Origin of the sequence: Micromonospora sp. NPDC049044 (genome assembly GCF_040649215.1) — a bacterium.
Lineage (GTDB): Bacteria > Actinomycetota > Actinomycetes > Mycobacteriales > Micromonosporaceae > Micromonospora.
The window spans coordinates 111608-134144 of sequence record NZ_JBEZFA010000009.1; the positions used below are offsets into that span (position 1 = coordinate 111608).

The 22537-nt window shown below is 72.8% G+C and carries 24 protein-coding genes and 1 pseudogene; 12 read left to right on the top strand and 13 right to left on the bottom strand.

The window, feature by feature from the left end:
• Positions 1-143: 143 nt before the first annotated feature.
• The 9 genes and pseudogenes from AB0B85_RS09830 to AB0B85_RS09870 all read left to right on the top strand — a co-directional run.
• A pseudogene (locus AB0B85_RS09830) lies at positions 144-380 on the top strand (ATP-binding cassette domain-containing protein); the annotation flags it as partial.
• Between the two features lie 10 nt (positions 381-390).
• Positions 391-567 (top strand): hypothetical protein, encoded by a 177-nt coding sequence (locus AB0B85_RS09835; protein WP_357405688.1) that lies wholly within the window; start codon positions 391-393, stop codon positions 565-567.
• A gap of 37 nt (positions 568-604) precedes the next feature.
• Complete coding sequence (locus AB0B85_RS09840; RefSeq protein WP_357405494.1) at positions 605-1999, top strand: sensor domain-containing protein; 1395 nt, start codon at positions 605-607, stop codon at positions 1997-1999.
• 2 nt (positions 2000-2001) lie between these two features.
• A complete protein-coding gene (locus tag AB0B85_RS09845) occupies positions 2002-2646 on the top strand; it encodes a response regulator transcription factor (RefSeq protein ID WP_357405674.1) in 645 nt (214 codons plus the stop codon).
• 107 nt (positions 2647-2753) lie between these two features.
• Positions 2754-3956, top strand: a complete 1203-nt coding sequence (locus AB0B85_RS09850) for a serine hydrolase domain-containing protein (protein WP_357405496.1) — start codon at positions 2754-2756, stop codon at positions 3954-3956.
• Positions 3957-4037: 81 nt separating this feature from the next.
• The gene (locus tag AB0B85_RS09855; protein ID WP_357405498.1) at positions 4038-4700 is read left to right on the top strand and encodes a tetratricopeptide repeat protein; all 663 of its coding nucleotides are present in this window, start codon (positions 4038-4040) and stop codon (positions 4698-4700) included.
• Between the two features lie 145 nt (positions 4701-4845).
• Entirely contained in the window at positions 4846-5613 is a 768-nt protein-coding gene (locus AB0B85_RS09860; RefSeq protein ID WP_357405500.1) for a glycerophosphodiester phosphodiesterase, read from the top strand.
• 17 nt (positions 5614-5630) lie between these two features.
• Complete coding sequence (locus AB0B85_RS09865) at positions 5631-7022, top strand: MFS transporter (protein WP_357405502.1); 1392 nt, start codon at positions 5631-5633, stop codon at positions 7020-7022.
• Between the two features lie 164 nt (positions 7023-7186).
• Entirely contained in the window at positions 7187-7795 is a 609-nt protein-coding gene (locus AB0B85_RS09870; RefSeq protein WP_238647311.1) for a thymidine kinase, read from the top strand.
• Between the two features lie 75 nt (positions 7796-7870).
• On the opposite strand, the gene AB0B85_RS09875 is transcribed toward AB0B85_RS09870, so the two are convergent.
• Positions 7871-8719 (bottom strand): hypothetical protein, encoded by an 849-nt coding sequence (locus tag AB0B85_RS09875; protein WP_357405504.1) that lies wholly within the window; start codon positions 8717-8719, stop codon positions 7871-7873.
• A gap of 200 nt (positions 8720-8919) precedes the next feature.
• Here AB0B85_RS09875 and AB0B85_RS09880 point away from each other — a divergent pair, with 200 nt between their 5' ends.
• Positions 8920-9456: a hypothetical protein gene (locus AB0B85_RS09880; RefSeq protein ID WP_357405506.1), complete on the top strand. Its 537-nt coding sequence runs from the start codon at positions 8920-8922 to the stop codon at positions 9454-9456.
• On the opposite strand, the gene AB0B85_RS09885 is transcribed toward AB0B85_RS09880, so the two are convergent.
• The 3 genes from AB0B85_RS09885 to AB0B85_RS09895 form a co-directional block, all read right to left on the bottom strand.
• Entirely contained in the window at positions 9444-12548 is a 3105-nt protein-coding gene (locus AB0B85_RS09885) for a BTAD domain-containing putative transcriptional regulator (protein WP_357405508.1), read from the bottom strand. The two genes, AB0B85_RS09880 and AB0B85_RS09885, sit on opposite strands and share 13 nt — an antisense overlap.
• A gap of 125 nt (positions 12549-12673) precedes the next feature.
• Positions 12674-13876: a low temperature requirement protein A gene (locus tag AB0B85_RS09890; RefSeq protein WP_357405510.1), complete on the bottom strand. Its 1203-nt coding sequence runs from the start codon at positions 13874-13876 to the stop codon at positions 12674-12676.
• The gene (locus tag AB0B85_RS09895; protein ID WP_357405512.1) at positions 13863-14321 is read right to left on the bottom strand and encodes a hypothetical protein; all 459 of its coding nucleotides are present in this window, start codon (positions 14319-14321) and stop codon (positions 13863-13865) included. The genes AB0B85_RS09890 and AB0B85_RS09895 overlap by 14 nt, the downstream gene beginning before the upstream one ends.
• Positions 14322-14467: 146 nt before the next feature.
• On the opposite strand from AB0B85_RS09895, the gene AB0B85_RS09900 reads away from it, so the two are divergent.
• Positions 14468-16171: an acyl-CoA dehydrogenase family protein gene (locus AB0B85_RS09900; protein ID WP_357405514.1), complete on the top strand. Its 1704-nt coding sequence runs from the start codon at positions 14468-14470 to the stop codon at positions 16169-16171.
• Positions 16172-16219: 48 nt separating this feature from the next.
• On the opposite strand, the gene AB0B85_RS09905 is transcribed toward AB0B85_RS09900, so the two are convergent.
• On the bottom strand, positions 16220-17065 hold the full coding sequence (locus tag AB0B85_RS09905; protein WP_357405516.1) for an LLM class flavin-dependent oxidoreductase: 846 nt from the start codon (positions 17063-17065) through the stop codon (positions 16220-16222).
• Positions 17066-17137: 72 nt separating this feature from the next.
• On the opposite strand from AB0B85_RS09905, the gene AB0B85_RS09910 reads away from it, so the two are divergent.
• Positions 17138-17509, top strand: coding sequence for a VOC family protein (locus AB0B85_RS09910; protein ID WP_357405518.1), 372 nt, complete (start codon positions 17138-17140; stop codon positions 17507-17509).
• Positions 17510-17521: 12 nt separating this feature from the next.
• On the opposite strand, the gene AB0B85_RS09915 is transcribed toward AB0B85_RS09910, so the two are convergent.
• The 8 genes from AB0B85_RS09915 to AB0B85_RS09950 all read right to left on the bottom strand — a co-directional run bounded on the left by AB0B85_RS09915 (position 17522) and on the right by AB0B85_RS09950 (position 22182).
• Entirely contained in the window at positions 17522-18520 is a 999-nt protein-coding gene (locus AB0B85_RS09915; RefSeq protein WP_357405520.1) for a tyrosine-type recombinase/integrase, read from the bottom strand.
• A gap of 67 nt (positions 18521-18587) precedes the next feature.
• A complete protein-coding gene (locus AB0B85_RS09920) occupies positions 18588-19013 on the bottom strand; it encodes an Hsp20/alpha crystallin family protein (protein WP_357405676.1) in 426 nt (141 codons plus the stop codon).
• Between the two features lie 68 nt (positions 19014-19081).
• On the bottom strand, positions 19082-19435 hold the full coding sequence (locus tag AB0B85_RS09925) for a GNAT family N-acetyltransferase (protein WP_357405522.1): 354 nt from the start codon (positions 19433-19435) through the stop codon (positions 19082-19084).
• Positions 19338-20033 (bottom strand): hypothetical protein, encoded by a 696-nt coding sequence (locus AB0B85_RS09930; protein WP_357405524.1) that lies wholly within the window; start codon positions 20031-20033, stop codon positions 19338-19340. Before AB0B85_RS09930 ends, AB0B85_RS09925 begins: the two co-directional genes overlap by 98 nt.
• A complete protein-coding gene (locus AB0B85_RS09935; RefSeq protein WP_357405526.1) occupies positions 20030-20524 on the bottom strand; it encodes a sigma-70 family RNA polymerase sigma factor in 495 nt (164 codons plus the stop codon). The genes AB0B85_RS09930 and AB0B85_RS09935 overlap by 4 nt, the downstream gene beginning before the upstream one ends.
• Before the next feature lie 146 nt (positions 20525-20670).
• Positions 20671-21084 carry a DUF6069 family protein gene (locus AB0B85_RS09940; protein WP_357405528.1) on the bottom strand — a complete coding sequence of 138 codons (414 nt, stop codon included), beginning with the start codon at positions 21082-21084 and terminating at the stop codon, positions 20671-20673.
• Positions 21085-21160: 76 nt separating this feature from the next.
• On the bottom strand, positions 21161-21637 hold the full coding sequence (locus AB0B85_RS09945; RefSeq protein ID WP_357405530.1) for a MarR family winged helix-turn-helix transcriptional regulator: 477 nt from the start codon (positions 21635-21637) through the stop codon (positions 21161-21163).
• A 29-nt stretch (positions 21638-21666) separates the two neighbouring features.
• Entirely contained in the window at positions 21667-22182 is a 516-nt protein-coding gene (locus AB0B85_RS09950) for a DUF2087 domain-containing protein (protein ID WP_357405532.1), read from the bottom strand.
• Between the last annotated feature and the right edge of the window lie 355 nt (positions 22183-22537).

Here is a 22537-nt window from a genome sequence, read left to right on the forward strand (position 1 = left end):
GGCATTTGACGAGATCGCCGCTCCCCCAGCCGGCCGACCTGGGGGAAATCCCCCAGCCGAAGACGGCTGTCAGCCGGCTCCTGCCGGGACCACCGCGCGCCTAGCGTGATCTTCCGTAGCCACCGACGACGGAAGGAGACCGGGTGATCGAGGCCCGCAACCTCACCAGGCGATACGGACCGATGGTCGCGGTCGACGCCCTCAGCTTCGACGTACGGCCGGGCAGCGTCACCGGCTTCCTGGGCCCGAACGGCTCGGGCAAGTCGACCACGATGCGGCTGATCCTCGGGCTGGACCGGTGCGACGCCGGCCAGGTACGAATCAGCGGTCGCCGCTACCGCGAGTTGCGCTGGCCGCTGCGGGAGGTCGGCGCGCTCCTCGGCGTCGTACATGCCGATCCTGATCGTGGAGAACTCGCTGAGCACGACCAGGCCGGTGACCTGCGGCACGGACGCCGCGGCCTGCCCGGACTTCCTGTCCGCGTGGGCCGGGCTCGGTGTGCTGTGCCTGTACGCCGCTGTCGCACTCGCCGTCGGCGGTTGGCTGCTGGCCAAGCGGGACGCGTGAGCGGGAGCCGGGGTCGGCGGGGAGGAGGATGACGGGCATGGGCCTTCCGGCGCGCACGCCGGCCGCGGACCCGTCGTCGGGCGACAGGCGGCGGGGCAGGCGCTCGTGGCGCAGCGCGCCCCCGTTGACCAGGCGGGCCGCCCGCGAGGTGGTGTTCTGCCTCGCCGGGCTGCCGTTCATCGTGTTCAACCCGGTGGCGTTCTTCGTCGTCGCGGTGGACCTGAGCTGGTGGATCAGCCGGGGCGCTCGGGGCAATCCCACCGCGACCGACGTGGCCGTGGCGGTGATCAGCGTGGGCGTGCTGCTCGTGCTGCTGGTGTCGACGACGGCGGCCCGCCGGCTCGGCACACTGCACCGCAGGCTCGCGGCCCGACTGCTCGGAGTCCGGGTCGCGCCGCCGCCGGTGCCCGCGGGCCCGACCTGGTCCGGCTTGCGCGACGGCGCCGGTTGGCGGGTCGTCGGGTACCTGCTGGCCAAGCTGCCGGTCAGCCTGATCGCGCTGTACGCCCTGTTCTTCTGGGTCGGCGGGCTACTCAACCTGAGCTACCCGCTGCTGTGGGGGGCGTTTCGCAACCACCCGCCGGGGGTGCGGCTGGACCCGGTGCCGGTGTTCACGCCGTTCGGCTTGTTCGGCGACGGCACCTTCCGCGTCGCCACCCTCGGCGGCACCTTCGCCGCCGCCGCGGCCGGGGCGGCGATGCTGCTGGCCGCGCCGTGGGTGACCAGAGCCGTCGCGTCCACCGACGGCTGGCTGATCCGCGGTCTGCTCGGGCCGGGCCGGCTGGCCCGGCGGGTCCACGACCTGGAGCTGAGCCGGGCGTCCGCCGTGGACGACGCCGCCGCCCTGCTGCGACGGCTCGAACGTGACCTGCACGACGGTGCGCAGATCCGGCTGGCCACGCTGGCCATGAACCTGGGCATGGCCCGGCGCAAGCTCGGTGACGGCGACGAGGTCGCCGACGCCGCCGCCGTCCGCGAGTTGGTCGACGCCGCGCTGCGCGGCGCCAAGGACGCCCTCGCCGACCTGCGCAGTCTGACCCGCGGCATCCACCCGCCGGTGCTCGACAACGGGCTGGCCGACGCCCTCGCCTCGCTGGCCGCCGACAGCGCGATTCCGGTCCGGTTGGACACCGGCATCCCGGTCCGGCCCACCCCCGCGATCGAGACCATCGCGTACTTCTGCGCCGCCGAACTGCTTGCCAACGCCGCCAAGCACAGCTTCGCGACCACCATCACCGTCCGGGTCGCCGGAAAGCGGGCAAAGCTGTGGCTCAGCGTCGCCGACGACGGCACCGGTGGTGCCGACCCGAGCCGCGGCACCGGCCTGTCCGGGCTGGCGCAACGGGTCGCCGTGGTCGACGGCACGCTGCGCATCGCGAGCCCGCCCGGTGGCCCGACGACGGTCACTGTCGAGCTTCCGCTGCGCGCATGAGCGTGCGCGTGGTGATCGCCGAGGACGCGGCCCTGTTCCGGGCCGGGCTGACCCGCCTGATCGAGGAGGACGGCCACCAGGTGTGCGCCGCCGTGGGCGACGGTGACCTGCTGTTGGCCGCGGTGCGCGAGCATCAGCCCGACGTCGTGGTGGCCGACATCCGGATGCCGCCGACGCACACCGACGAAGGGCTGCGCGCCGCCCTCGAGATCCGCCGCCGGCACCCCGGCACGGGAGTGCTGGTGCTGTCGCAGTACATCGAGACCAGGTACACGGCCCGGCTGCTGCAAGGCAACGCGGCGGGCGTCGGGTACCTGCTGAAGGAACGGGTGGCCGACGTCGCGGAGTTCGCCGACGCGCTGAAGCGGGTCGCCACCGGCGGTACGGCGCTCGACCCGGAGGTCGTCGGTCAACTACTGCGGGTCAGCCGCCGCGCCGACGGCGTGGCGGCGCTTACCCCACGCGAACGTCACGTCCTCGCGCTGATGGCCGAGGGCCGATCGAACGCCGGTGTCGCCGACGCGCTCGTGGTGACCGGCGGAACGGTGGAGAAGCACGTCGCGAGCATCTTCGACAAGCTGGGGTTGCCGCCGGACGAAGCGGACAACCGCCGGGTCCTGGCGGTCCTGCGCTACCTGAGTTCGTAGGGCTGGGGGCTACCCCCCACGCCGGTTCTGGGGTTTTCCGGTTGGTGCCGACATCGAGGCTCTTCGTACCGTTTGGACACAGTTGTTGTCCCGAAGGGAGCTTTGAGGTGAGCGTGGTTTTCGCAGTACGAAAGGCGGTGCGGTGGCGGAGCGTCGTCGCGACCGCGACCGTGGCGGTAGTGCTGGCCACCACCGTCGGCCCGGCCGCCGGATCGGTCGCGCCGTCCACCGCGGATCACCGGTCCACGGCCACTGTGCTCCAGCACGGGCTCGACGACCTGCACGGCCTGGGCGTGTCCGGGACGCAGGGCCTGGTCCGCGACGGGGGGCAGGTGACAGTGGCGCGCAGCGGCGTGGCCGACCTGGACACCGGCGCGCCGGTGCCGCCCGACGGTTTCTTCCGCATCGGCAGCACCACGAAGACGTTCGTGTCGGTGGTGCTGCTCCAACTCGTCGGCGAGGGCCGGATCCGGCTGGACGACCCGCTCGAACGCTGGCTGCCCGGCGTCGTCACCGGCAACGGCAACGACGGCCGGCAGGTAAGCGTTCGCCACCTGCTGCAACACACAAGTGGCCTCTACGACGCCACCGGCGACCTCGCCGCCCTGCGATCGGCCGACGAGTTCCTGGCGCACCGCTTCGACCACTACACCGAGGCGCAGCAGGTGGCGACAGCGATGGGGCACCCGCCGCTGTTCGCCCCCGGCACCGGCTGGAGCTACTCGAACACCAACTACCTGCTGGCCGGGATGCTCATCGAACGCGTCACCGGGCACCTGTGGCACACCGAGGTGCGCTCGCGGGTCCTGCTGCCGCTGCGCCTGACCCACACCTACTACCCGGGTGACCAGGCGACCCTGCCCCAGCCGCACGCCAACGGGTACCGGCAGTTCGTAGCGGGCGGGCCCATGGTCGACACCACAGTGTTCAATCCGACGGTGACGGCCTCGGCCGGCGGCCTGGTCAGCACCCCCAGCGACCTGGCCCGCTTCTGGCAGGCGGTCGGCCGCGGCGAGCTGCTGCGCCCCGCGCAACTGGGCGAACTGCGCGACACCGTGCTGGCCGACGGGTTCCAGGGGATCCGGGCGGGCATCCGTTACGGGCTCGGCATCATGTGGATACCCAACCGGTGCGGCGGCTCCTGGGCGCACGTCGGCTCCATGCCCGGGATGAGCACCCTCGCCGCGGTCAGCCCGGACGGGCGCCGATCGACTGTCCTGTACCTGGCCACCGAGCTGGCCGACCCGGGGCCGGCGGTGGCGGTCATCCAGCGGCAGATGACGCTGCTCGACGACCTGATCTGCGGCTGACCGTCCGCACGGGCGACAGCCGCATCTCGCCCGACTAAACTGCCGGCTCCAGTGAGTGGGTCGATGCCAGCGGGGGCGACGATGAACACCGACGACCGGATCGCACAAGCCAGAGCTGCCTGTCACCGGGCGGTGTTCGACGGCGATACCAGCGCGCTCGCTGACGCCGAACATGGCCTGGACGCTGTCGACGCCGACACGGCGATGGCGCGGGGGCTGATATTGCACGCACGGTTTCAGAGCGGGTCCAACGAGCCAGGCTCGTCGCCCGCGGAAGATCCCGCTCAACTGCCGTTGTTCGAGCGGGCGCTTGAGCTGTACCAGGCGCTGGGCGACACGCGTGGCGAGGCCGAGGCACTGTTCTGGATCGGTTGTCTGCACCAGTTCATTCGACGGGACAACGAGACGGCGGTTCCGTACCTGGAGCGCTCCTGCCGGCTCGCGGCCCAGGTCGGCGACAAACCGACCTGGGCCGAGGCCCTGCGGCACCTGGGTATCGTGGCGCACGCGGCTGGTCGGCTGGACGAGGCGCGCGACCTGCTGCAGGAGTCGTGCCAGCTGCGTCGGGAGATCGGGGCACCGGCCGGCGTGGCCTCCAACATGATCGGGCTGGCGTACATCGCGGCAGCCCAGGACCGCCGCGCGGACGCGCTCGCCACACTCGACGAGGCGTACGCCATCGCGAGCGCTCATGGTGCGAACGCCATAGTGGGCCACATCGAGCAGGCGAGAGCACGGATCTGACCGCACGCGCGGGGCACCCGCCCCGGCGGACGGCCGAGCCGGGGAGCCCAGCAGACGGCGCTGAGCAGCGGCGCGTCCACCGGCGCACGACGAATGTCGCCGGCAGGCCACCCGCGGTCCACCAGCAGCGGGCATACTGCGTCGCGTGTTGACCCGATTCGGCTACCTGGACGCGCCCGCGCCGCTGGCCTTCGCCCACCGCGGCGGTGCCGCCGAGGGAGATGAGAACACCACCGAGGCGTTCGCCCGCGCCGTCGGGCTCGGCTACCGGTACGTGGAGACCGACGTGCACGCCACCGCCGACGGCGTGCCGGTGATCTTCCACGACCCGACCCTGGCCCGGGTCACCGGCGAGGCGGGGCGCATCGCCGAGCTGAGCTGGGCCGACCTCGCCTCGGTACGCGTCGGCGGCGCGGCCGTCGTACCCCGGCTCGACGAGGTGCTGGACGCCTGGCCGCAGATTCGCTTCAACATCGACGTGAAGGCCGACGGCGGCGTCGAGCCGACGGTCGCCACAGTGACCCGGACCGGCGCCGCCGACCGGGTGCTGCTCGCCTCGTTCAGCGACGCCCGGCTGACCCGGCTGCGGGCGCTCACCGGCGGGCGGGTCGCCACCAGCCTCGGCATGCGCGGGGTCGCCCGGCTGCGGTTCGCCTCGCTGCACGGGCGGGCCCTGCGGCTGCCGCCGTCGGTGGTCGCCGCGCAGGTGCCACCGCGCTACGGGCGGGTGCCGGTGGTGGACCGCCGGTTCATCGACTACTGCCATCGGCTCGGCGTGCAGGTGCACGTCTGGACGATCGACGAACCCGCCCAGATGCACTACTTACTGGATCTCGGTGTGGATGGCATCATGACCGATCACGTCGGCGTGCTGCGCGACGTCTACCGCAGCCGCGGCCACTGGGCCGCCTGAGCGTCGAAGGACCCCGGATGGCCGAGACCGTGACCCCCACGGTGGACGACACCCCGCCCCCGGCGAGCACCCGCCGCGAGCGCCGAGGCTGGTACCTCTACGACTGGGCCAACTCCGCGTTCCAGACCACGGTGATCACCGTGTTCCTCGGTCCGTTCCTGACCACCGTCGCCGAGCTGGCCGCCGGCTGCGAGTTGGGCGCGGACACCTGCGACGGGTACGTGTACCCGCTGGGCATCAAGGTCGCCGCCGGGTCCTACTACCCGTACCTGATCTCACTGTCGGTGTTCCTCACCGTGTTCGTGCTGCCGGTCATCGGGGCGATCGCCGACCGGTCGGCGCACAAGAAGCGACTGCTCGGCGGGGCGGCGTTCACCGGCGCGGGCGCGACCATCGCGATGGCCTTCGTCACCGGCGACCGCTACCTGCTCGGCGGGGCGTTGTTCCTGGTCGCCAACATCTCGTTCGGCGCGGCGATCGTGGTCTACAACTCGTTCCTGCCGCAGCTCGGCGGCCCCGACGAACGCGACGGCATCTCCAGCCGCGGCTGGGCGTTGGGCTACCTCGGCGGCGGCCTGCTGCTGGCTATCAACCTGGTCGCGATCACCCTGCTCGACGAGGGCGACAACCCGCAACGCACCCTGGACCTGGCCCGCTGGTCGATCGTGTCCGCCGGGGTGTGGTGGGCGCTGTTCACGCTGGTGCCGCTGCGCTGGCTGCGCGAGCGCCCCAGCGCCGTTGCCCTGGCCGGTGGCGGCAACGTCGTCACCGACGGCTTCCGGCAACTCGGGCGCACCATCCGGGAGGTCAAGGCGTACCCGTTGACGTTGTTCTTCCTGCTCGCCTTCCTGGTCTACAACGACGGCATCCAGACCGCCATCACCCTGGCCAGCCAGTACGGCACCGAGGAGCTGCGGCTGGAGCAGAGCACCCTGATCATCACGATCCTGCTCGTGCAGTTCCTCGCCTTCGGCGGTGCGCTGAGCCTCGGCGCGCTGGCCAAGCGCATCGGCGCGCACAAGACCGTACTGCTCAGCCTGGTGCTCTGGACCGGTGTGATCATCGCCGCGTTCCGGTTGCCCGCCGAGGCGCCGGTGCCATTCATGATCCTCGGCGCGTGCATCGGCCTGGTCCTCGGCGGCAGCCAGGCGTTGAGCCGGTCGCTGTTCAGCCAGCTCATCCCGGCCGGCAAGGAAGGCGAGTACTACGGCTTCTACGAGATCAGCGACAAGGGCACCAGCTGGCTCGGCCCGCTCGCCTTCGGTCTGGTGTTCCAACTCACCGCCTCCTACCGGCTGGGCCTGGTCTCGATGCTGATCTTCTTCGTGGTCGGTTTCCTGCTCCTGGCGGCCGTGCCGATCCGCCGCGCCATCGTCGCCGCCGGTAACACCCCACCCCGGGTGCTCTGAGCACGCGTCCCGCGCGCGACAGATCAGCCTCGGCCGATCGGCTAGGCTGCCCGACCGTGACAGACGACGCCACCACCGCTCCGACCTGCCTGGCTCACCCGTTCCCCGGCCAACCGCACGCACCGGCCGGGTGCGCCGCCGCACGTGGGCTCGACGGGCGTCCGGTGCACGCCGCGGCGTTGAAGTTCTTCTGGGGGCCGATGGACTGCGGCAAGTCGACGATGGCGTTGCAGATGAACTACAACCACGCCCGGCAGGGCCGCCGCGGGCTGGTCACCACCCGCATCGACAGATCGTTGGGCCCGCAGGTCACCACCCGCATCGGCCTGGCCCACGAGGCCATCGAGGTCACCGACGACCTGGACCTGCGGGCCCTGGTGCGCGGCCGGTGGGCCGACGGGGTACGGGTGGACTACCTGATCTGCGACGAGGCGTGCTTCTACACCGTCGAGCACGTCGAGCAGATGGCCGAGCTGGTCGACAGCTACGACGTCGACGTGTTCGCGTTCGGCCTGGCCACCGACTTCCGGTCCTGCCTGTTCCCCGCCGCGCAACGCCTCTTCGAGTTGGCCGACGAGGTGGCCCGCATCCAGGTCGAGGTCCTCTGCTGGTGTGGGCGCGAGGGGCTGCTCAACGCCCGCGTCGTCGACGGGCGGGTGGTCCGCGAGGGCGCGCAGGTCGTCATCGGCGACACCGTCGACACCGCCGAGGTGCGCTACCAGGTGCTCTGCCGCCGGCACTACCGCAGCGGGGACCTCGGCCCCCGCGACTGAGCGGCCCGCCGCGCCGATCCGACGTGGTGGCCGGCCGCCCCCGCGCTGGAGACGGCCGGCCGTGGTACGGGTGGATCACCCCACACAGACCTGCTGCGCCCTGATGTTCCACGCCGTGGCGAACGCGACGATCTCCCGTCCGGTCGCCTCGGCGGTGTCCAGTGCCGGCTTGGGCACCAACGTCGCCACCGAGCCGGCCCCGGTGAGCCCGGTCAACACCGCGCCGACCCCTGCGGTCTGCGATCCGGCCGGGCAGGCCGGCGTCGTCACGGACTTCGGCGAGTTCGCGTTGAACACGCTCGTCGCCTCCGTCAACGCCATCGCCGGCAACGGGGTGGCGCAGAACGCCTGGGTCTGCAACGTGAAGTTGCCCGGAGCCCCGAACACGTACGCGGTGCTCGCCACCGAGCCGAGCGCCGAGGTGAACGCCAGCTCGTCGATCGCCACCGCGGCGTTGGCGTTGTCGATCCGGTACCCACCGCCGAAGGTCTTCTTGCCCGGCGGGCACACGGCGGTCACCGCCACCTTGTCCAGGGCGTTGTTCGCCGACGTGGTGGTGACCAGTTGCAGGCCGGACACCGCCCCGGCCGGGGCGCAGACCGCGAACGCGTCCACCGACCACGGCACGTTCGTGGCGTTGGCCTCCACCCCGAACACCGTCACCGTGCGCAGGGTCGCGTCGGCGTAGACCCGGGTCATCAGGACATCACCCTGACCGTCGTTGATCCGCCCGCCGGCGCCGACCACCTGGTCGACACCGTTGCACGAGATGGTCATCGTCTTGGCGTTCGTCGCGTCCAGAACGCTCGTCGCGGCGACCCGGTACAGGCCCACCGACGCCTGGGCCGGGGTCGCCGGTACGAGCAGCGTCGTGGCCGCCGCCATGCCGGTCAGCACTGCCAGACCAGCCAGTTTCCGCTTCATCGGATCTTCCCTCCGCACTGCCTCGTCGACTGTCGACGACGGCGTTGCGACCAGACTCCGCACCTCCGTCAGGAGGGCGTCAGCAGCGTGGGCGCGGACGGCGTACTGACGCCACGATGACGGGCGGCTGCGACAGTGCCGACGACGTCACCGCGGCGTCACCGGGCTCCGGAAGGGGCCCACGAACGGGAGGTCCCATCATGCGTATCCGAGCGGCGGCGCTGGCCGCCCTCCTGGTCAGCGGCACTCTGATCGGCGCTGGCGGTGGTACGGCGTACGCCAACCCGGACGTGAACCCGTGCGCCAGCACCAACGGCGACCCGATCATGGGCACCGAGGGCGACGACGTCATCTACGGCGGCGCCGGACCCGACGAGATCCACGGGCTCGGCGGCGACGACACCATCTACGGCGGCGGCGGTGTCGACACGATCTACGGCGGCGGCGGCAACGACATCCTGTTCGGTGAGGGCTGTGGTGACACCCTCGTCGGCGGGCCGAACGACGACGTGCTGGCCGGTCTCGACGGCAACGACCGTCTCAACGGGGCGCACGGCGATGACCTGCTGATCGGCAGGGCCGGCGTCATCATCTGGGGCGGTGCCACCAGCGGCGACATCTTCGACGGCGGGGGCGGGGAAGACACCTGCGCCGCGGACGACAACCCCGACGCCAGCGCGATCTTCTACTCGTACGTGGCCACCGACGCGGGCAACGAGAACCTCTACCCCTGCTGACCGGCCCTGGAGCGCAGCACGTCCGGGTGCGGGGGCGGTGCGTCGATGGCACGCATCGCCCCGACCCACCTGTCGAACGCCCGCCGGGCCTCCCCGTGCCGGCCGGCGCCGACAAGGGTCCCGACCAGCGCCCGGTGCGCCCACTCGTCGTAGGGGTCGGCGTCGAGCAACCGGACCAGGGTGGTCGCGGCCCGGTCGGAGTCACCGTCGCGCCGGTACTGCCGGGCCAGTTTCCGCAGCGCCCGCAACCACACCGAGCGGGCCTGTTCCCGCAACCCGTCGGCCCAGTCCTCGTAGGGCTCGTCGGTGAAGGCGTCCCCCCGGTAGGCGGCGTCCACGTCGGCGAGCACCGCGCGGGCCTGCGCCGGGTCACCCTCGCGGGCGAGCTGCTCGGCCCGGGGCACGTCGGCGAGGAGGTTCTCCGCGTCGACGACGACCCGCGTCAGGTCGAGGCGCACGCCGGTCAGGTCGGCGCGCACGTACCGGTCGACGGGCCACCGGCGGGGCGGATCGAGCACGGCACGCACGGCGGACAGCAGCACCGACAGGCGGTGCGCGGTGCGCCGCGGCTCGTCGTCGGGCCACAGCAGTTCGCACAGCTCGGCCCGTCCCACGGCACGGCCACGCCGGGCGACGAGGATCTTCAGCAGCGTGCGGGCCTGCCGCGACCGCCACGCCGACAGCGGGACCTCCCGCCCACCGACGATGACCTCGAACCGGCCGAGCACCCGCACCTCGACGATCCCACCGTCGACGGACAGCTCGGACAACTGTCGGCCGTCGACCGTCTCGACCCCGAGCGCCAGCAACCGGTTGGCGGCGGCCTGCGCCGCCGAGCGCTGCGCGCCGTCGGCGCCCGGAACCCGGCCCAGCAGGACGACTGTCTGCTCGGCGGCCGGTCCCGCGCCCGCCGCCCGCCAGATCGCGCCGGCCTCCAGCAGCGCCTCGCGACTCGCGGCCGGGTCGGCGGCGACCGCGGCGGTGAGTTCCAACGCCTCGGCCAACGCGTCGGCCTGCCGCCCGGTCCGGGCCGCCCGCACCGCTTCGGCCGCCCGTCGCCGGGCGACCTCCAGGTCACCTCCGGCGTACGCCACCCAGCCGGTCGCGGCCAGCGCGGAGGAACGCAGGAACGCCGGTGCCAGGCGATGTGCCTCGTCGGCGGCGGCTCGGGCGGCGCCGAGATCGGCGGCGGCGCCCACGCAACGCAGCCGGGCCAGGCCGGCCAGCGCCGGGATGCGTACCTGTAGGTCCCCCACGTCACGGGCCAGTTCGGCGGCCTCGGTGAAGGCCGCCAACGCCTCCTCGCGCCGCCCGAGACGGCGACTGACCTCGGCCAACCCGTACACCCCGGCGGCCGCCCGGTTCAGCCCCAAGCGTTGCGAGACCAGTTTGGACCGGGTGAAGTGCACTGTCGCCTCGTCGTAGCGGCCCAGCCGGACCAGCGCCTCACCGGCGTTGTGCAGGGCGGTCACCAGCACTCCCGGCGGGCCGGCGAGTTCCGCCGCGCGGACCGCCCGCACCGCGGTGGCCAGCGCCGACGGGTACCGGGCCTCCCGCAGTAGGCAGTGTGCCTGGTTGACCAGGACCCGCGCCTGCTGGACCAGGTCACCCGCGCGTTCCGCCGCTGCCAGCGCCTCGGCGAGGTGCTCGTCACGGCGGGTGCCGGACGAGGTCAGCGCGGCCGCGATGTGCGCCGCCGCCAACGGGGCGTCCTCGTTGAGCTGCTGCGCGGCGAGGAGCGCCCGGGCCCCGGTGGCGACCGCGTCGTCGACCCGGCCGAGCTGGGCGAGGGTGCTGGCGCGGCAGGCCAGCAGCAGGACGTCGTCGGGGCCGGGTGGGGTGAGCGTCGGTGCCGCGTCCACCCGGTCGAGCACCGCGAGGGCGCCGGCATAGTCGGCCCGCAGGTACGGCACCATCGCCGCCCGCCAGAGCAACCGGGCCGGCCAGCGACGGTCGCGGTCCGCCTGGGCCAGCAGCGGGGCGAAGACCCTCGATGCCCAGGTCACCGAGCCGGACATCCGCAACGCGTCGCCGAAGATCAGTTGGAGGTCGGGGTCCTGCGCGGCCTGCGGCAGCCCGCTGATCAGTTCGGTGACGTCCGGCGCCCCACCACCGGCGAGCATGTCCGCCCCGTGGCTGACGATCAGCTCCGCGCACCGGGTGGTGTCGTCCGCCGCACGCAGGGCTCGGGCGGCCGCCAGCGGGTACGCGTTGGTGAGATACCAGTCGGCGGCGGCGGACAGCCGCCGGCGGCCCGAGGCGTCCGGCCGACCGGCCTGCTGGGCCAGCACCGCCGCGAGCACGGGCACCAACTGCACTGTCGATGAGGTGGGGCCGGACCGTCGGCGGGGGTGGGCGAGCAGCAACCCGGTACGGGTCGCCCAGCGCAGCGCCTGCGCGGTGGCGTCGGCGGGCAGGTCGGGGTCGATGGCCACGCACAGGGGCGCGGTGATCGGGTCGAGGTGGTGGACGCGGCCGAGCAATTCCGCCACCGGCGGGGGCAGGTCGGCGAGGATCTCGTCGCGGGCGAAGTGCCCGCCGGCGGTGCCGGGCTCGGTCAGGGCCGCGAGCAGCTCCCGCCGGCCGACGCCCTGCCGGCCGAGGGCGTCGCCGGCGAGGTGCACCCACGCCGGCCAGCCGGCGGTCAGCTCGTACACCAGGTAGGCCAGGTCGCTGTCGGGCACCGCGTGTTCGTCGCGCAGGATCCGGGCAACCGCGTCCCGGCCGAGGGAGAGGGTTTCCGGCCCCCGGTGCACCACCGGCCCGGCACAGGCGCCGCGCACCGCGTCGGCGAGTGGTTGTCGAGCGGCCAGCGTCACCGCCGGCTGACCCGGCCACGCGCTCAACAGCCGTATCAGGGCCAGTTGGTCGTCCTCGGTGAGCGCGGACACCTCGTCCACGGCGACCCGGGCCAGCGGGTACGCGGCCGACGGGTTGGTGGGGTGCGACAGCGCGTCGATCAGGTCCGTCGCCAGGTGACAGGCGCTCGGACCGTCCCCGCCGATGGTTTCCAGGGCGGTGGTCTTGCCGTAACCGGCGGCGGCGACCAGCATCAGCCACCGCTGTGGGCGGGTCCGCCGCTCGGCTGTCATCGCGTCGCCTCCGCTCGTCCGAGCACCGCGGAAGGTCACCCGGAGGGCCGATGACCCACGCTAACCATGAGGCGGCCCACTCACGCTGGCGTTGTCCGGGAACCGACGCAGTGTCGTGGGACGGGTCAGGACGACCCGCGCGTGGCGCGCCGAGCCCGCAACCGGTCGGTCACGATCACGGCGACGGTCACCGCCAACGCCACCGTGGCGCACGCCGCGACGGGCACCTCCAGCGCCACACAGACCGGCATCAGCGCCAGCAGCACCACCACCGCCACGATCCGGCTGGTCGGTAGGATCCGCCACAACAGCGCCTTGTACGCGGCGTGGCCGGCCAGGAACAGCGCCGGACCACCGAGGGTGAACAGCGCGGCGACAGTGGTGGTCGGCGCGCCGGGCTCGCGCAGCAACCGCTCGTCGGCCGCCGAGGTGACGATCACGCCAGCGACGATCACCGGGTGCAGGTAGTTGAACGCCGCCCGACTCAACGCGCCGGTGCGCTCGCCGGCGCGGGCGATGACCTCCGTCGCGGCCGGCGCCGAGCGGGCGAAGTACACCCACCACAGCGCCACCGAGCCGGCGAACGCCAGCAGGAATGCCCCGGAGGTCACCAGGTCCACGTGCGAGGTGAGGGTGCTCCCGGTGACCAGGATCGACTCGCCCAACGCGATAAGGACGAACGCCGCGCACCGTTCGGCCAGGTGCCCACCCTCGACCATCCACCGTTCGGGGCGGCTGCGACCCCGCCCGGGCAGCGGGTAACCGATCGACAGGCCGACCACCTCGATCACGATCATCGCCGCCCACAACGCCTCCCGGGCAGCCCCGTCGGCCAGGCCGCCGAGCACCACCAGCACCGACGTCCCGGCGATCCAGGGCAGCGACTTCTGAAACCCGTCGACCAGCCACGGGTTGCCCCGCACCGCCCACAACCCGAAGATGGTGCGGCCTACCTGCACGATCACGTAGACCACAGCGAACAGCAGACCGGTCCGGCTGAACGCCTGCGGGATCGCCGCCGACAACCACAGGCTGCCCAGCGTCACCCCGATCAACATCACCCGTACCGGCCCCTGGTCGGGTTGCAGCCAGTTGGTCACCCAGGTGGTGTAGACCCAGACGAACCAGACGAGCGCCAGCAACAACGCGGTTCGCCCGGCGCCCTGCCAGTGCGGGTGGGCGATCAGGTAGTGCGACAACTGGGTGATGGTGAAGATGAAGACCAGGTCGAAGAAGAGTTCCGTCGACGTGGTCGGCTGCACCCCCTGACGGGGTCGCAGCAGCTGCGGACGCGCCGGGGTGACGACCGGTGGTTCAGAAGGGGTCACCGCACACCCGCCAGTCCCCGCCCTCACGGACCACCGGCAGCCGCCGTTCCTCGGTGTGCCCGCCGTCGCGGGTCACCTTCACCGTCACCGTGCCCTGCGGTCGTCCGCTGCGGGTGGCGACCGACACGTCGGTGATCTCGTAGTCGGTGACCATCGGCGGCGTGCGTACCCAACTGGTGAAGCCGATCGCGCTCCACCGGCTGCGCGCGTCCGCACAGAGCCGCTCGTACGCCTGGTCGCTGTCGCCCAGGGCCACCTCACTGAGGAAGTCGTCGGCGGTTTCCCGGATCGGGCCGGCGGCCTGCCGCACGGTCTGCAGGTTCCAGGCGGCCAACCCGGCCACGCCGACGCAGCACAGCGCCACACCGAACCCGGCGAACGCCAGCCCGGTGCGCATCGGGCGGCTGCGCCGGGCCGGTCGGCTCCACGGCTGGCCGGCACCCACGACTATCGACCGTAGAGAACGCGATCGCACTGAAGTGCGACAAGTCGGAAATCGGCGCGGCCGGGTCGGTGGGACTGCCCTGTTCGGACCGGCCACGCATCGTCTACCGTCGGCGCACACCCCCGAGCAGTGCCAGGAGTCGATCGATGAGCCGCTTCGTGCAGCCGGTGCCACCTCCCGTCGATCCGTACGCCGGCGACGGCCTGCTGCGCTCCTGGCTGGAGCGCCACCTGGGCCCGGGTGGGCACGCCGCCGCGAAGGGACGCCTGGCGGACCTGGCCGCCGACGTCACCGGGCCGCTGCGCGCGGCGCACGCCGACGCGGAGGCGCACCCGCCGACCCTGGTCCGCTACGACCCGTGGGGCGCGCGGATCGACCGGATCGACACCTCCGCCGGCTGGCAGGCGCAGCGCGCCGCCGCCGCCCGACACGCCGTGGTCGCGCTGCCCTACCTGACGGAGGCGCGCGGCACCTGGGGCGCCGCCGCGCGGGTCGTGCAACACGCCCTGCTGCACCTGTACGGTCCGGAGTCGGCGACCTTCTCCTGCCCGGTGGCGATGGCCGACGGGGCAGCGGCGCTGCTGAGCATGCCCGACGTGGACGTCGAGGTGCGCGCCGCGTGGCTGCCCCGGCTGATCTCCACGGACCCGGCCACCGCGATCACCAGCGGGCAGTGGATGACCGAGTCGCAGGGCGGCTCCGACCTGGGCCGCTCGAGCACGATCGGCCGGCCGGCGGCGGACGGGTCGTGGCGGCTGACCGGGGAGAAGTGGTTCTGCTCGGCCGCCGACGCGGCGATGGCGGTGGCGCTGGCCCGACCGGAGGGCGCCGGGCGCGGCAGTCGGGTGCTCGCACCGTTCCTGGTCCCCCGCTACGCGCTCGACTCGCCGTTGAGCATCGGCGGGGCGCCGGGCTCGCCCGCACCGGGTGTCACGGTGCACCGTCTCAAGGACAAGCTCGGCACCCGCGCGCTGCCCACCGCCGAGATCGGTCTGCACGACGCGTACGCGCTCCCGCTGGGTGACCCGGCGGTGCCCGGCCTGGTCCGGGCGATGACCCTGGTCGTGGTGACCCGGGTGCACAACGCCGCGGCGGCGGCCGGTGGGATGCGACGTGGGCTGGACTACGCCCGCGCGTACGCCGAGGTGCGGCACGTCGCCGGCGGGCCGCTGGTGTCCTCGCCGCTGCACCGGGCGACGCTGGGCACCCTCGCGGTCGACGCGGCGGGCGCGTTCGCCCTCGCCGGTCACGCGTTCGCCCTGCTGGGGCGGGTCGAGGTCGGTGCCGATCCGGCCGCCGCGGCGGAGCTGCGCATCGTGGCGCCGCTGGCGAAGCTGGCCACCGGCCGGCTCGCCGTCAGCTCCGCGAGCGAGTACGTGGAGAGTTTCGGTGGGGCCGGTTACGTGGAGGACACCGCCGTGCCCCGACTGCTGCGCGACGCGCAGGTGCTGCCGATCTGGGAGGGCACCACAAACGTGCTGGCCCTGGACGTGCTGCGCGCGTTGACCAGGGAGGACGCCGGGACGCCGGTGCTGGGCCGGCTCGCCGCCGCGGTGGACCTGGCCCGATCGCTCTCGCCGACGCTCGCCGACACCCTGGCCGCCGCCGCCACCCGGTTGAGCGACACCATCACCGCGGTGATCGCCGATCCGGACGCCGCTGCGGTGCAGGCCGGTGCCCGTGCCGTGGCGCTACGCCTGGCGTACGCGCTGACCACCGCGTTGCTCATCGAACACGCCGCGTGGGGTGACGAGCAGGCGGAACTGGCGGCCCGGTTGTGGGCGCGGCGCTGGCTGCGGCACGAGGAGATCGCCGAGGACGCCCACCTCCACCTGGAGTTGCTCTGCTGAGCGAGCGGGACGACGACGGCGGTCAACGGGTCGCCGCGTCACCCGGTGTCACCGCAGCGGCCCACGGGTGACGGCGGCGCGCATGGCCACCGGATCGCCGACCGGAACGAACTCCAACCACCAGGTCGCCCCGGCCGCCGCGAGCTGATCGAGGTACGCGCGTTCGGCGCGTTCGTCGGGTCGGCGTCGCCGGCCGCCGATCGCCACGTCGAACGGTTGGCCGTCGGCGCGGGTCGCCGGCAGGGCGCGCACCAACTCGTCGACCTCGTCGGGGGTGAAGTCGGACCACCCGTCGGTGTCGGTGAGTTTGTACGGCACGATGCCGTCGGCGCGGGCCGCGCGGCGACGCACCGCGCCGGCCTGGATGCTGCCGCCGACCCAGACCGGCACCCGGGGCGACTGCACCGGCGCAGGCCGTAGCGCCACCCCGTCGGCGCGGTAGTGGTGACCGTGGTGGTCGACCCGTTCGCCGCTGAGCAGCCCGGTCAGCAGGTCGAGACCCTCGTCGAGCATCGCGGCGCGCACCGACACCTCGGTCTGCTCGCCGAACGCGGCCAGCCCACGGTCAGCGGGGTCACCGACGCCGACCGCCACCGTGGCGCGGCCCGCGCTGAGGTGGTCGAGGGTGAGCACCTCCCGCGCCAGTTTCGCCGGCCGGCGTCGGGGCAGTGCGGTGACGGTGGTGCCCAGCCGCACCCGGTCGGTGCGGCAGGCGATAGCGGTGAGCACCAGCCAGGGGTCGTAGGTGAACGGCTCCTCGCCGGAGTAGTGGATCAGATAGTCCTCCAGGAACACGCCGTCCCACCCGGCGCGCTCGGCCAGCTCACCCAACTCCACCAGGACGGACGCCTCGATGGCGGCGCCACCGCAGGAGATCTCCAGGCCATATTTCATCGGTCGACAGTAGGGCGGGGGTGCGACACGTAGGTGCGCAGACATGTCGGACCCCGGCGGCATACTGCCGGCATGACAGCACCTGCCGACCTCGCCATGGTCAATCTGGACAGTTCCGATCCCGCCGGCCACGCCGCCTTCTACCACCAGGTGCTCGGCTGGGAGATCACCCACAGCCAACCCGAGTACGCGATGATCAATTCCGGTGGCGTTTCCATCGGTTTCGGTCTGGTCGAGGGCTACCAGCCGCCGGCCTGGCCCGATCCCGACGGCGACAAGCGCTACCACCTGGATCTGTATGTCGACGACCTCGCGACGGCGGAGGCCACGTTCGTCGCGGCGGGCGCGACCAAGCCGGATTTCCAGCCCGGCGGCGACAGGTGGGTGGTGCTTCTCGACCCGATCGGGCAACCGTTCTGCATCTGCCCCCGCCCCCAGAGCTGAGCAGGGGCTGGATCAGTTGCGGCGGCGGCCTCGGGCCGCCCACACCGCGTACGCCGGGTCGCGGTCGAGGTTGTGCCGGTCGCGGTCGTAGCGGCGGGTGGTGCGCGGATCGGCGTGGCCCATCGCGTCCTGCACGTCCTCCAGTGGCACGCCCTCGGAGCGGGCGGTGGTGGCGAAGGCGTGCCGCAGTGAGTGCGGTGACAGCTTCGCCCAGGCCGGGATGCCGGCGGCCCGGGCGAGCCGCCGGACCATCCGGAACACCGAGTGCCGGTCCAGTCGGGCGCCGCTGGCGGTGACCAGCAGCGGCCCGGTCAACTGCGCCACGGGCACGCCCGTGGCGGCGGCCCGCTGGGCCAGGTAGGCGTCCACTGCGTGCCCGCTGCCGGGGGTGAGGGCCCGGCGACGTTGCTTGCCGCCCTTGCCGACGAAGCGCACGCTGCGATGGCCACGTTCGGTGCCGAGGTCGGTCAGGTCCAGCGAGATCAGCTCGCCGACCCGCAGGCCCAGGTCGGCGAGGAGCGCGATCGCCGCCCGGTTGCGCAGGGCGGTCGGGCCGGTGTCCGCGTCGGCCGCGCCGAGCAGGGCGTCGACCTCCTCCGGGCTGAGCCCGAGGGTGGCGGAGTGGTCCCGGTCGACGCGGGGCCGGTCCGCGCCGGAGACCGGGTTGGCCGGCACCGCGCCCAGCTTCACCAAAAAGTCGTACCAACTGGACAGTGCGGAGAGCCGTCGCGCCACGGTGGCCGGGGTCAGCGGTCGGCCGCTGCGGGTGGCGACTGTGGACTCCAGCGCCCGGGCGTAGTCGTTGACGTGCAGGAACGTGGCCCGCAGCGGGTCGAGGTCGCGGCCGGCGCACCACCTGAGCCAGCCGGTGACGTCGCGCCGGTACGCGTCGCGGGTGTGCTCGGACAGCCGCCGGTTTCGCAGCCACGCCTCGGTGACCTCGACCGGTCCACTCGGCAGCGCGGGGGGCGCGGACGGGCGGGCCAGCACCGGAGCGTCGGAGAACACCATGTGAAAAAGGCTCTCAGCCCCGGGTGGGATCGGCGCGCAGGCGCGCCGATCCCACCCGACACCGTGATCATGCGTTGATCTGCCGCCGTCCTTCGCCGTTGGCGGTGATGGTCACACGGCGGGGCTTGGCGCGCTCGGCGACCGGGATGCGCAACGTCAGCACCCCGTGCTCGTACCCGGCTTCCAACTTGTCGGTGTCCAGGGTGTCACCCAGGAACAGCCGCCGGGTAAAGGTGCCCATCGGGCGTTCGGCGGCGACCAGCTCGACGCCGTCGCCGGTGGGTCGGCGACGCTCGGCACGGACGGTGAGCACGTTGCGCTCGACTGTGCAGTCGATGGTGTCCGGGTCGACGCCGGGCAGGTCGAACGCCGCGTAGAAGTGGTCGCCGTCGCGGTAGGCGTCCAGGTGCATCGTCGCCGGACGGGCTGCCGTACCGAAGAACTGCTCGGTGAGCCGGTCGATCTCACGGAACGGGTCGGTACGCATCAACATGGTCATGCCTCCTCGGTTCTCCTGGCCGAAGGTGATGAGTTGAGCCGGGGTGACTCAACTTCCTCTTCTTATTTAGCGCCTTCGGCGGCGTTCGTCAACTGCTTCTCGAACCAGTGCTCGGCGTAGCGGTCCGACGAGTACGGCGGGATCTCGACGTAGCCGTGCCGGGCGTACAGCGCGCGGGCCTCGACCAGGTCGTCGCGGGTGTCGAGCCGGATCCGGTCCTCCCCGGCGGTACGTGCCACCCGCTCGACGGCGGCCAGCAACGCGGCACCCCCTCCGACGGTCTTCGGCGTGGTCGTCGCCCCTCCTCCCGCGGGCCGTTCATTTCGCCGCGGTGGCCCATTCGGCCGCCACCGAGGGGCTGTAGTACCTGGTGAAACCGCAGCCCCACGCGATCGGGTCCGCGAGCGGCCCGCCACCCCAGCGGGGCATGCCGGACACGAGCAACCGGGTGCCGATCTGGTAGGCAGGGACATGCTCGGACGTGGCATCGCCCGTCCCGGGCCCCGCGGCGGGTGGCGACATGTCCACCATGGCGGTGCCCGCGGAGCCACCCCTGAACCAGGTGTGCACCTGGAAGGTCACCGATCGCAGGTCCTGGCGGGGATGCGTGCTGCGCTCGGTGCGTGCCGGTCCGATGCCGGTCACTGTGCCGTCGAAGGCGAAGGCCTGCTCGGCGAGGGTCTCCGGTGAATACGGCTTGACGCACTGCGCCGCGCCGAAGGTGAGCGGATCGCCCGGCGTGACCCCGGCCGGCAGATCGGCCGCCGGCGCCGAAGCGGCAGGTGCCAACGAGGCGGCGGCCGACGGCTGTGCCTGCGGCGTCGCGGCCGGCCGGTAGACGCCGTACCCGCCCGCTGCGGTGATCACCGCGGTCGTGGCCGCCGCCACCATCACGTTCCGGCGCCTGCGGTGGACCCTGCGCACCGCCGCGGCGGCCACGACCAGCTCGTCGGGGGCGTCGGCGGCGTCGGCGGCGAACAGCTCGCGCAGCTCGCGCTCGGTCGACTGGTTCATCGGGTCCCCCTCTGTACGCCGACGGCTGCGGGCCCGCGCAGGCTCGCCAGGGCACGCGAGGCGGTGGCCCGCACCGAGCTCACGCTGACCCCCATGGCCGCGGCGATCGCCGTGTCGTCCAGGTCGGCGTAGTACCGCAGGACGAGCACTGTGCGGGCGCGCGGGGCGAGCCTGCTCAACAGCACCCGCATCTGGTCCCGGGCGGCGACAGCGTCGGCCGGGTCGGCCACCGTGGCGCCGGCCTCCTGGCGCAGGTCGGCGGGCCGTTCCGTCGTCCAGCGCCGCCGACGCCAGCTCAGGTGCGCGTTCACCAGCATGCGGCGTACGTAAGCCTCGGGGTCTGCCGCCGCGCGCACCCGCTTCCAGTGCCGGTACGCATCGGCCAGCACGGTCTGGGCAAGATCCTCCGCCACCTGCCGGTCGCCGCTGAGGACGAACGCCAGGCGCACCAGCGAACGGCCGTACCCCGTCACGAAATCCTCGAACGACACGCCCGCTCCCGTCAGTGCTCCTCACTAGAGAGACGCATCGGCCGCCGCCCCGCGCTGCACACCCGCCCGTGTCGGCTCAAAGCCGGACTCCGCTGTCGGCAGTCGAAGCCAGTCGGCCTACGCGACGACGGCGGTGTCCGCGACGACTACCGGCGGGGTCGGGGCAGCAGGGCGATAAGCGCGGCCGCCACGGCCACGTGCGTGGCGCCGAGGACCAGCTTGGCGCCGCCGGTGGCCTCGACACCGAGCAGAGGGACGAAGGACAGCAGCGTCACCACGACGGCCAGCGAGACCCAGACCGGTCGGGCGACGCGTGCGGCGAACCGCTCCAGCAGGGCCAGGGTCGCCCAGCCGAGCAGTGCCGCCCCCAGGGAGACCATGACGATCGCGCCGGCCCCGATGACCGTGGCGGGCTGACCCGAGCTCTCCACAGTGAAGTCGACGCCGGCCAGCGCGCCGATCGCCCAGATGGCCAGGCTGGCCACGACGGCGACGCCGACGCCGAGGGCGCGGCGGCGCAGGTTCGAGGTGGTGGGGCTCGCGACGGTGGCAGCACTCATGACGGCTCCTCGTTCAGGGGAAACGAACGAGTACGACCGTAGCAGATAGTCTTGTTCGGAACTATCTTTCTCGGGATTAACAGCCGGAGCGGCTGCCCGGCGCGTACGGGGAGGTGTGGGCAAGGGGACCGCCGACGAGCGTCAGGAGTGCCCGCAGGAACGCCTCCCGGTCCGGCTCGGGCAGGGTCGCGAGCAGGTCGTCCTGGATCCGGCGGACCACCTGCTGTGCCTGCTGGATGACCTGCTCCCCCGCCGGTGTCACAACGATCAGCCGGGCCCGCCGATCCGTCGGCGCCGGGCGGCGCTCGGCCAGGCCGGCCCGCTCCAACTGGTCGAGCGTGACGACCATCGTGGTCTTGTCCACGCCGCACCGCTCGCCGATCTCCCGCTGGGTCAGCTCGCCGGTGCGCGCCTGCGCCAGCACGTAGTGCGCCCGCGGCGAGATGCCCAACTCGGCAAGCCCCGCGGCGTGCTCGGTCTGCAGCGCGTGACTCGCCCAGGAGAGCAGAAACAACAGGTCCGGTGGGCCGTCGGCGGGCGTGCAGGAGGTCATGCGCCGAGGCTAGCAAGATCCTCCGGGGATCAGAGCCGCTGGTAGATCCCGTGCTCGCGGGTGAGCAACAGCTCGTCGATCAGGTACCGGCGCAGCGTCGCGTGATCCGACCCGCCAGCGGCGCACCACGGCTTGAGCGCGTCGTCGACGGCGCGCTCCGGATAGCGGGTGCCTGGTTCGAACGAGCGCTCGGCGATGTGCGCGAGCAGGACGCGCCGCCGCTTCGGCTGCGCGGGCAGGCCCACCAGGACGTCACCGCGCAGGAAGGTCCGCAGCACCGGGTCGGCCGCCGGGTCGGCGTCGTCGACCGGGCGACTGTCGCGGGCGGTCGCCCGCAACGACGCCTCGTCGACAGTGAACGCGCCGTCCGCGCCGGTGACCAGGCCCGCGTCGGCGAGCCGGCGGACCCCGGTGAGCACCACCCGGGCCGGCAGGCCGGTGCGCTCGGCGACCTGCGCCGCGCCGGTCGCGCCGAGCACAATCGCCGCGAAGATCCGTCGTCGTCCGTCGTCGGCCAGGGCTCCGGCCAGTGCATGCGCAGTCATGCCGGTCACCCTCACATCAGCGGTACGCGGACCGCCAGGCGTTTTCCCTTCCGGTGCGGTGCGCGGAGCGCTCGGAACGAGATGAGCCGCAGCGTTCCGGCGTCGAGGGACCACTTTCCGTGCACCCGGGCCGTCCGCCAGGAAGGTGGGCCGTACCCGTGCTTGGCCGGGCATCACCCGCTTTCGGTCCTCGCCGCTGATGACCGGTCCGGTCGGCGTGGCCGAGCAGCGTGTGTGTCGCGGCCGTCGCCACCGACTGCCGAGCCGGACCTCGGCGGGAGCCGCGTTGCGTTCTGGAGCATCAGCCGATCGGATGACGAATGGCGATGATCGGCTATTTCCATGTGCGACAGAC

Coding starts and splice junctions, on each gene's coding strand:
- AB0B85_RS09840 (WP_357405494.1), top strand. CDS start 605: ATGGGCCTTCCGGCGCGCACGCCGGCCGCGGACCCGTCGTCGGGCGAC.
- AB0B85_RS09910 (WP_357405518.1), top strand. CDS start 17,138: ATGACAGCACCTGCCGACCTCGCCATGGTCAATCTGGACAGTTCCGAT.
- AB0B85_RS09900 (WP_357405514.1), top strand. CDS start 14,468: ATGAGCCGCTTCGTGCAGCCGGTGCCACCTCCCGTCGATCCGTACGCC.
- AB0B85_RS09835 (WP_357405688.1), top strand. CDS start 391: ATGCCGATCCTGATCGTGGAGAACTCGCTGAGCACGACCAGGCCGGTG.
- AB0B85_RS09940 (WP_357405528.1), bottom strand. CDS start 21,084: ATGAGTGCTGCCACCGTCGCGAGCCCCACCACCTCGAACCTGCGCCGC.
- AB0B85_RS09875 (WP_357405504.1), bottom strand. CDS start 8,719: ATGAAGCGGAAACTGGCTGGTCTGGCAGTGCTGACCGGCATGGCGGCG.
- AB0B85_RS09950 (WP_357405532.1), bottom strand. CDS start 22,182: ATGACTGCGCATGCACTGGCCGGAGCCCTGGCCGACGACGGACGACGA.
- AB0B85_RS09855 (WP_357405498.1), top strand. CDS start 4,038: ATGAACACCGACGACCGGATCGCACAAGCCAGAGCTGCCTGTCACCGG.
- AB0B85_RS09865 (WP_357405502.1), top strand. CDS start 5,631: ATGGCCGAGACCGTGACCCCCACGGTGGACGACACCCCGCCCCCGGCG.
- AB0B85_RS09920 (WP_357405676.1), bottom strand. CDS start 19,013: ATGTTGATGCGTACCGACCCGTTCCGTGAGATCGACCGGCTCACCGAG.
- AB0B85_RS09930 (WP_357405524.1), bottom strand. CDS start 20,033: ATGAACCAGTCGACCGAGCGCGAGCTGCGCGAGCTGTTCGCCGCCGAC.
- AB0B85_RS09885 (WP_357405508.1), bottom strand. CDS start 12,548: ATGACAGCCGAGCGGCGGACCCGCCCACAGCGGTGGCTGATGCTGGTC.
- AB0B85_RS09905 (WP_357405516.1), bottom strand. CDS start 17,065: ATGAAATATGGCCTGGAGATCTCCTGCGGTGGCGCCGCCATCGAGGCG.
- AB0B85_RS09915 (WP_357405520.1), bottom strand. CDS start 18,520: ATGGTGTTCTCCGACGCTCCGGTGCTGGCCCGCCCGTCCGCGCCCCCC.
- AB0B85_RS09880 (WP_357405506.1), top strand. CDS start 8,920: ATGCGTATCCGAGCGGCGGCGCTGGCCGCCCTCCTGGTCAGCGGCACT.
- AB0B85_RS09945 (WP_357405530.1), bottom strand. CDS start 21,637: ATGACCTCCTGCACGCCCGCCGACGGCCCACCGGACCTGTTGTTTCTG.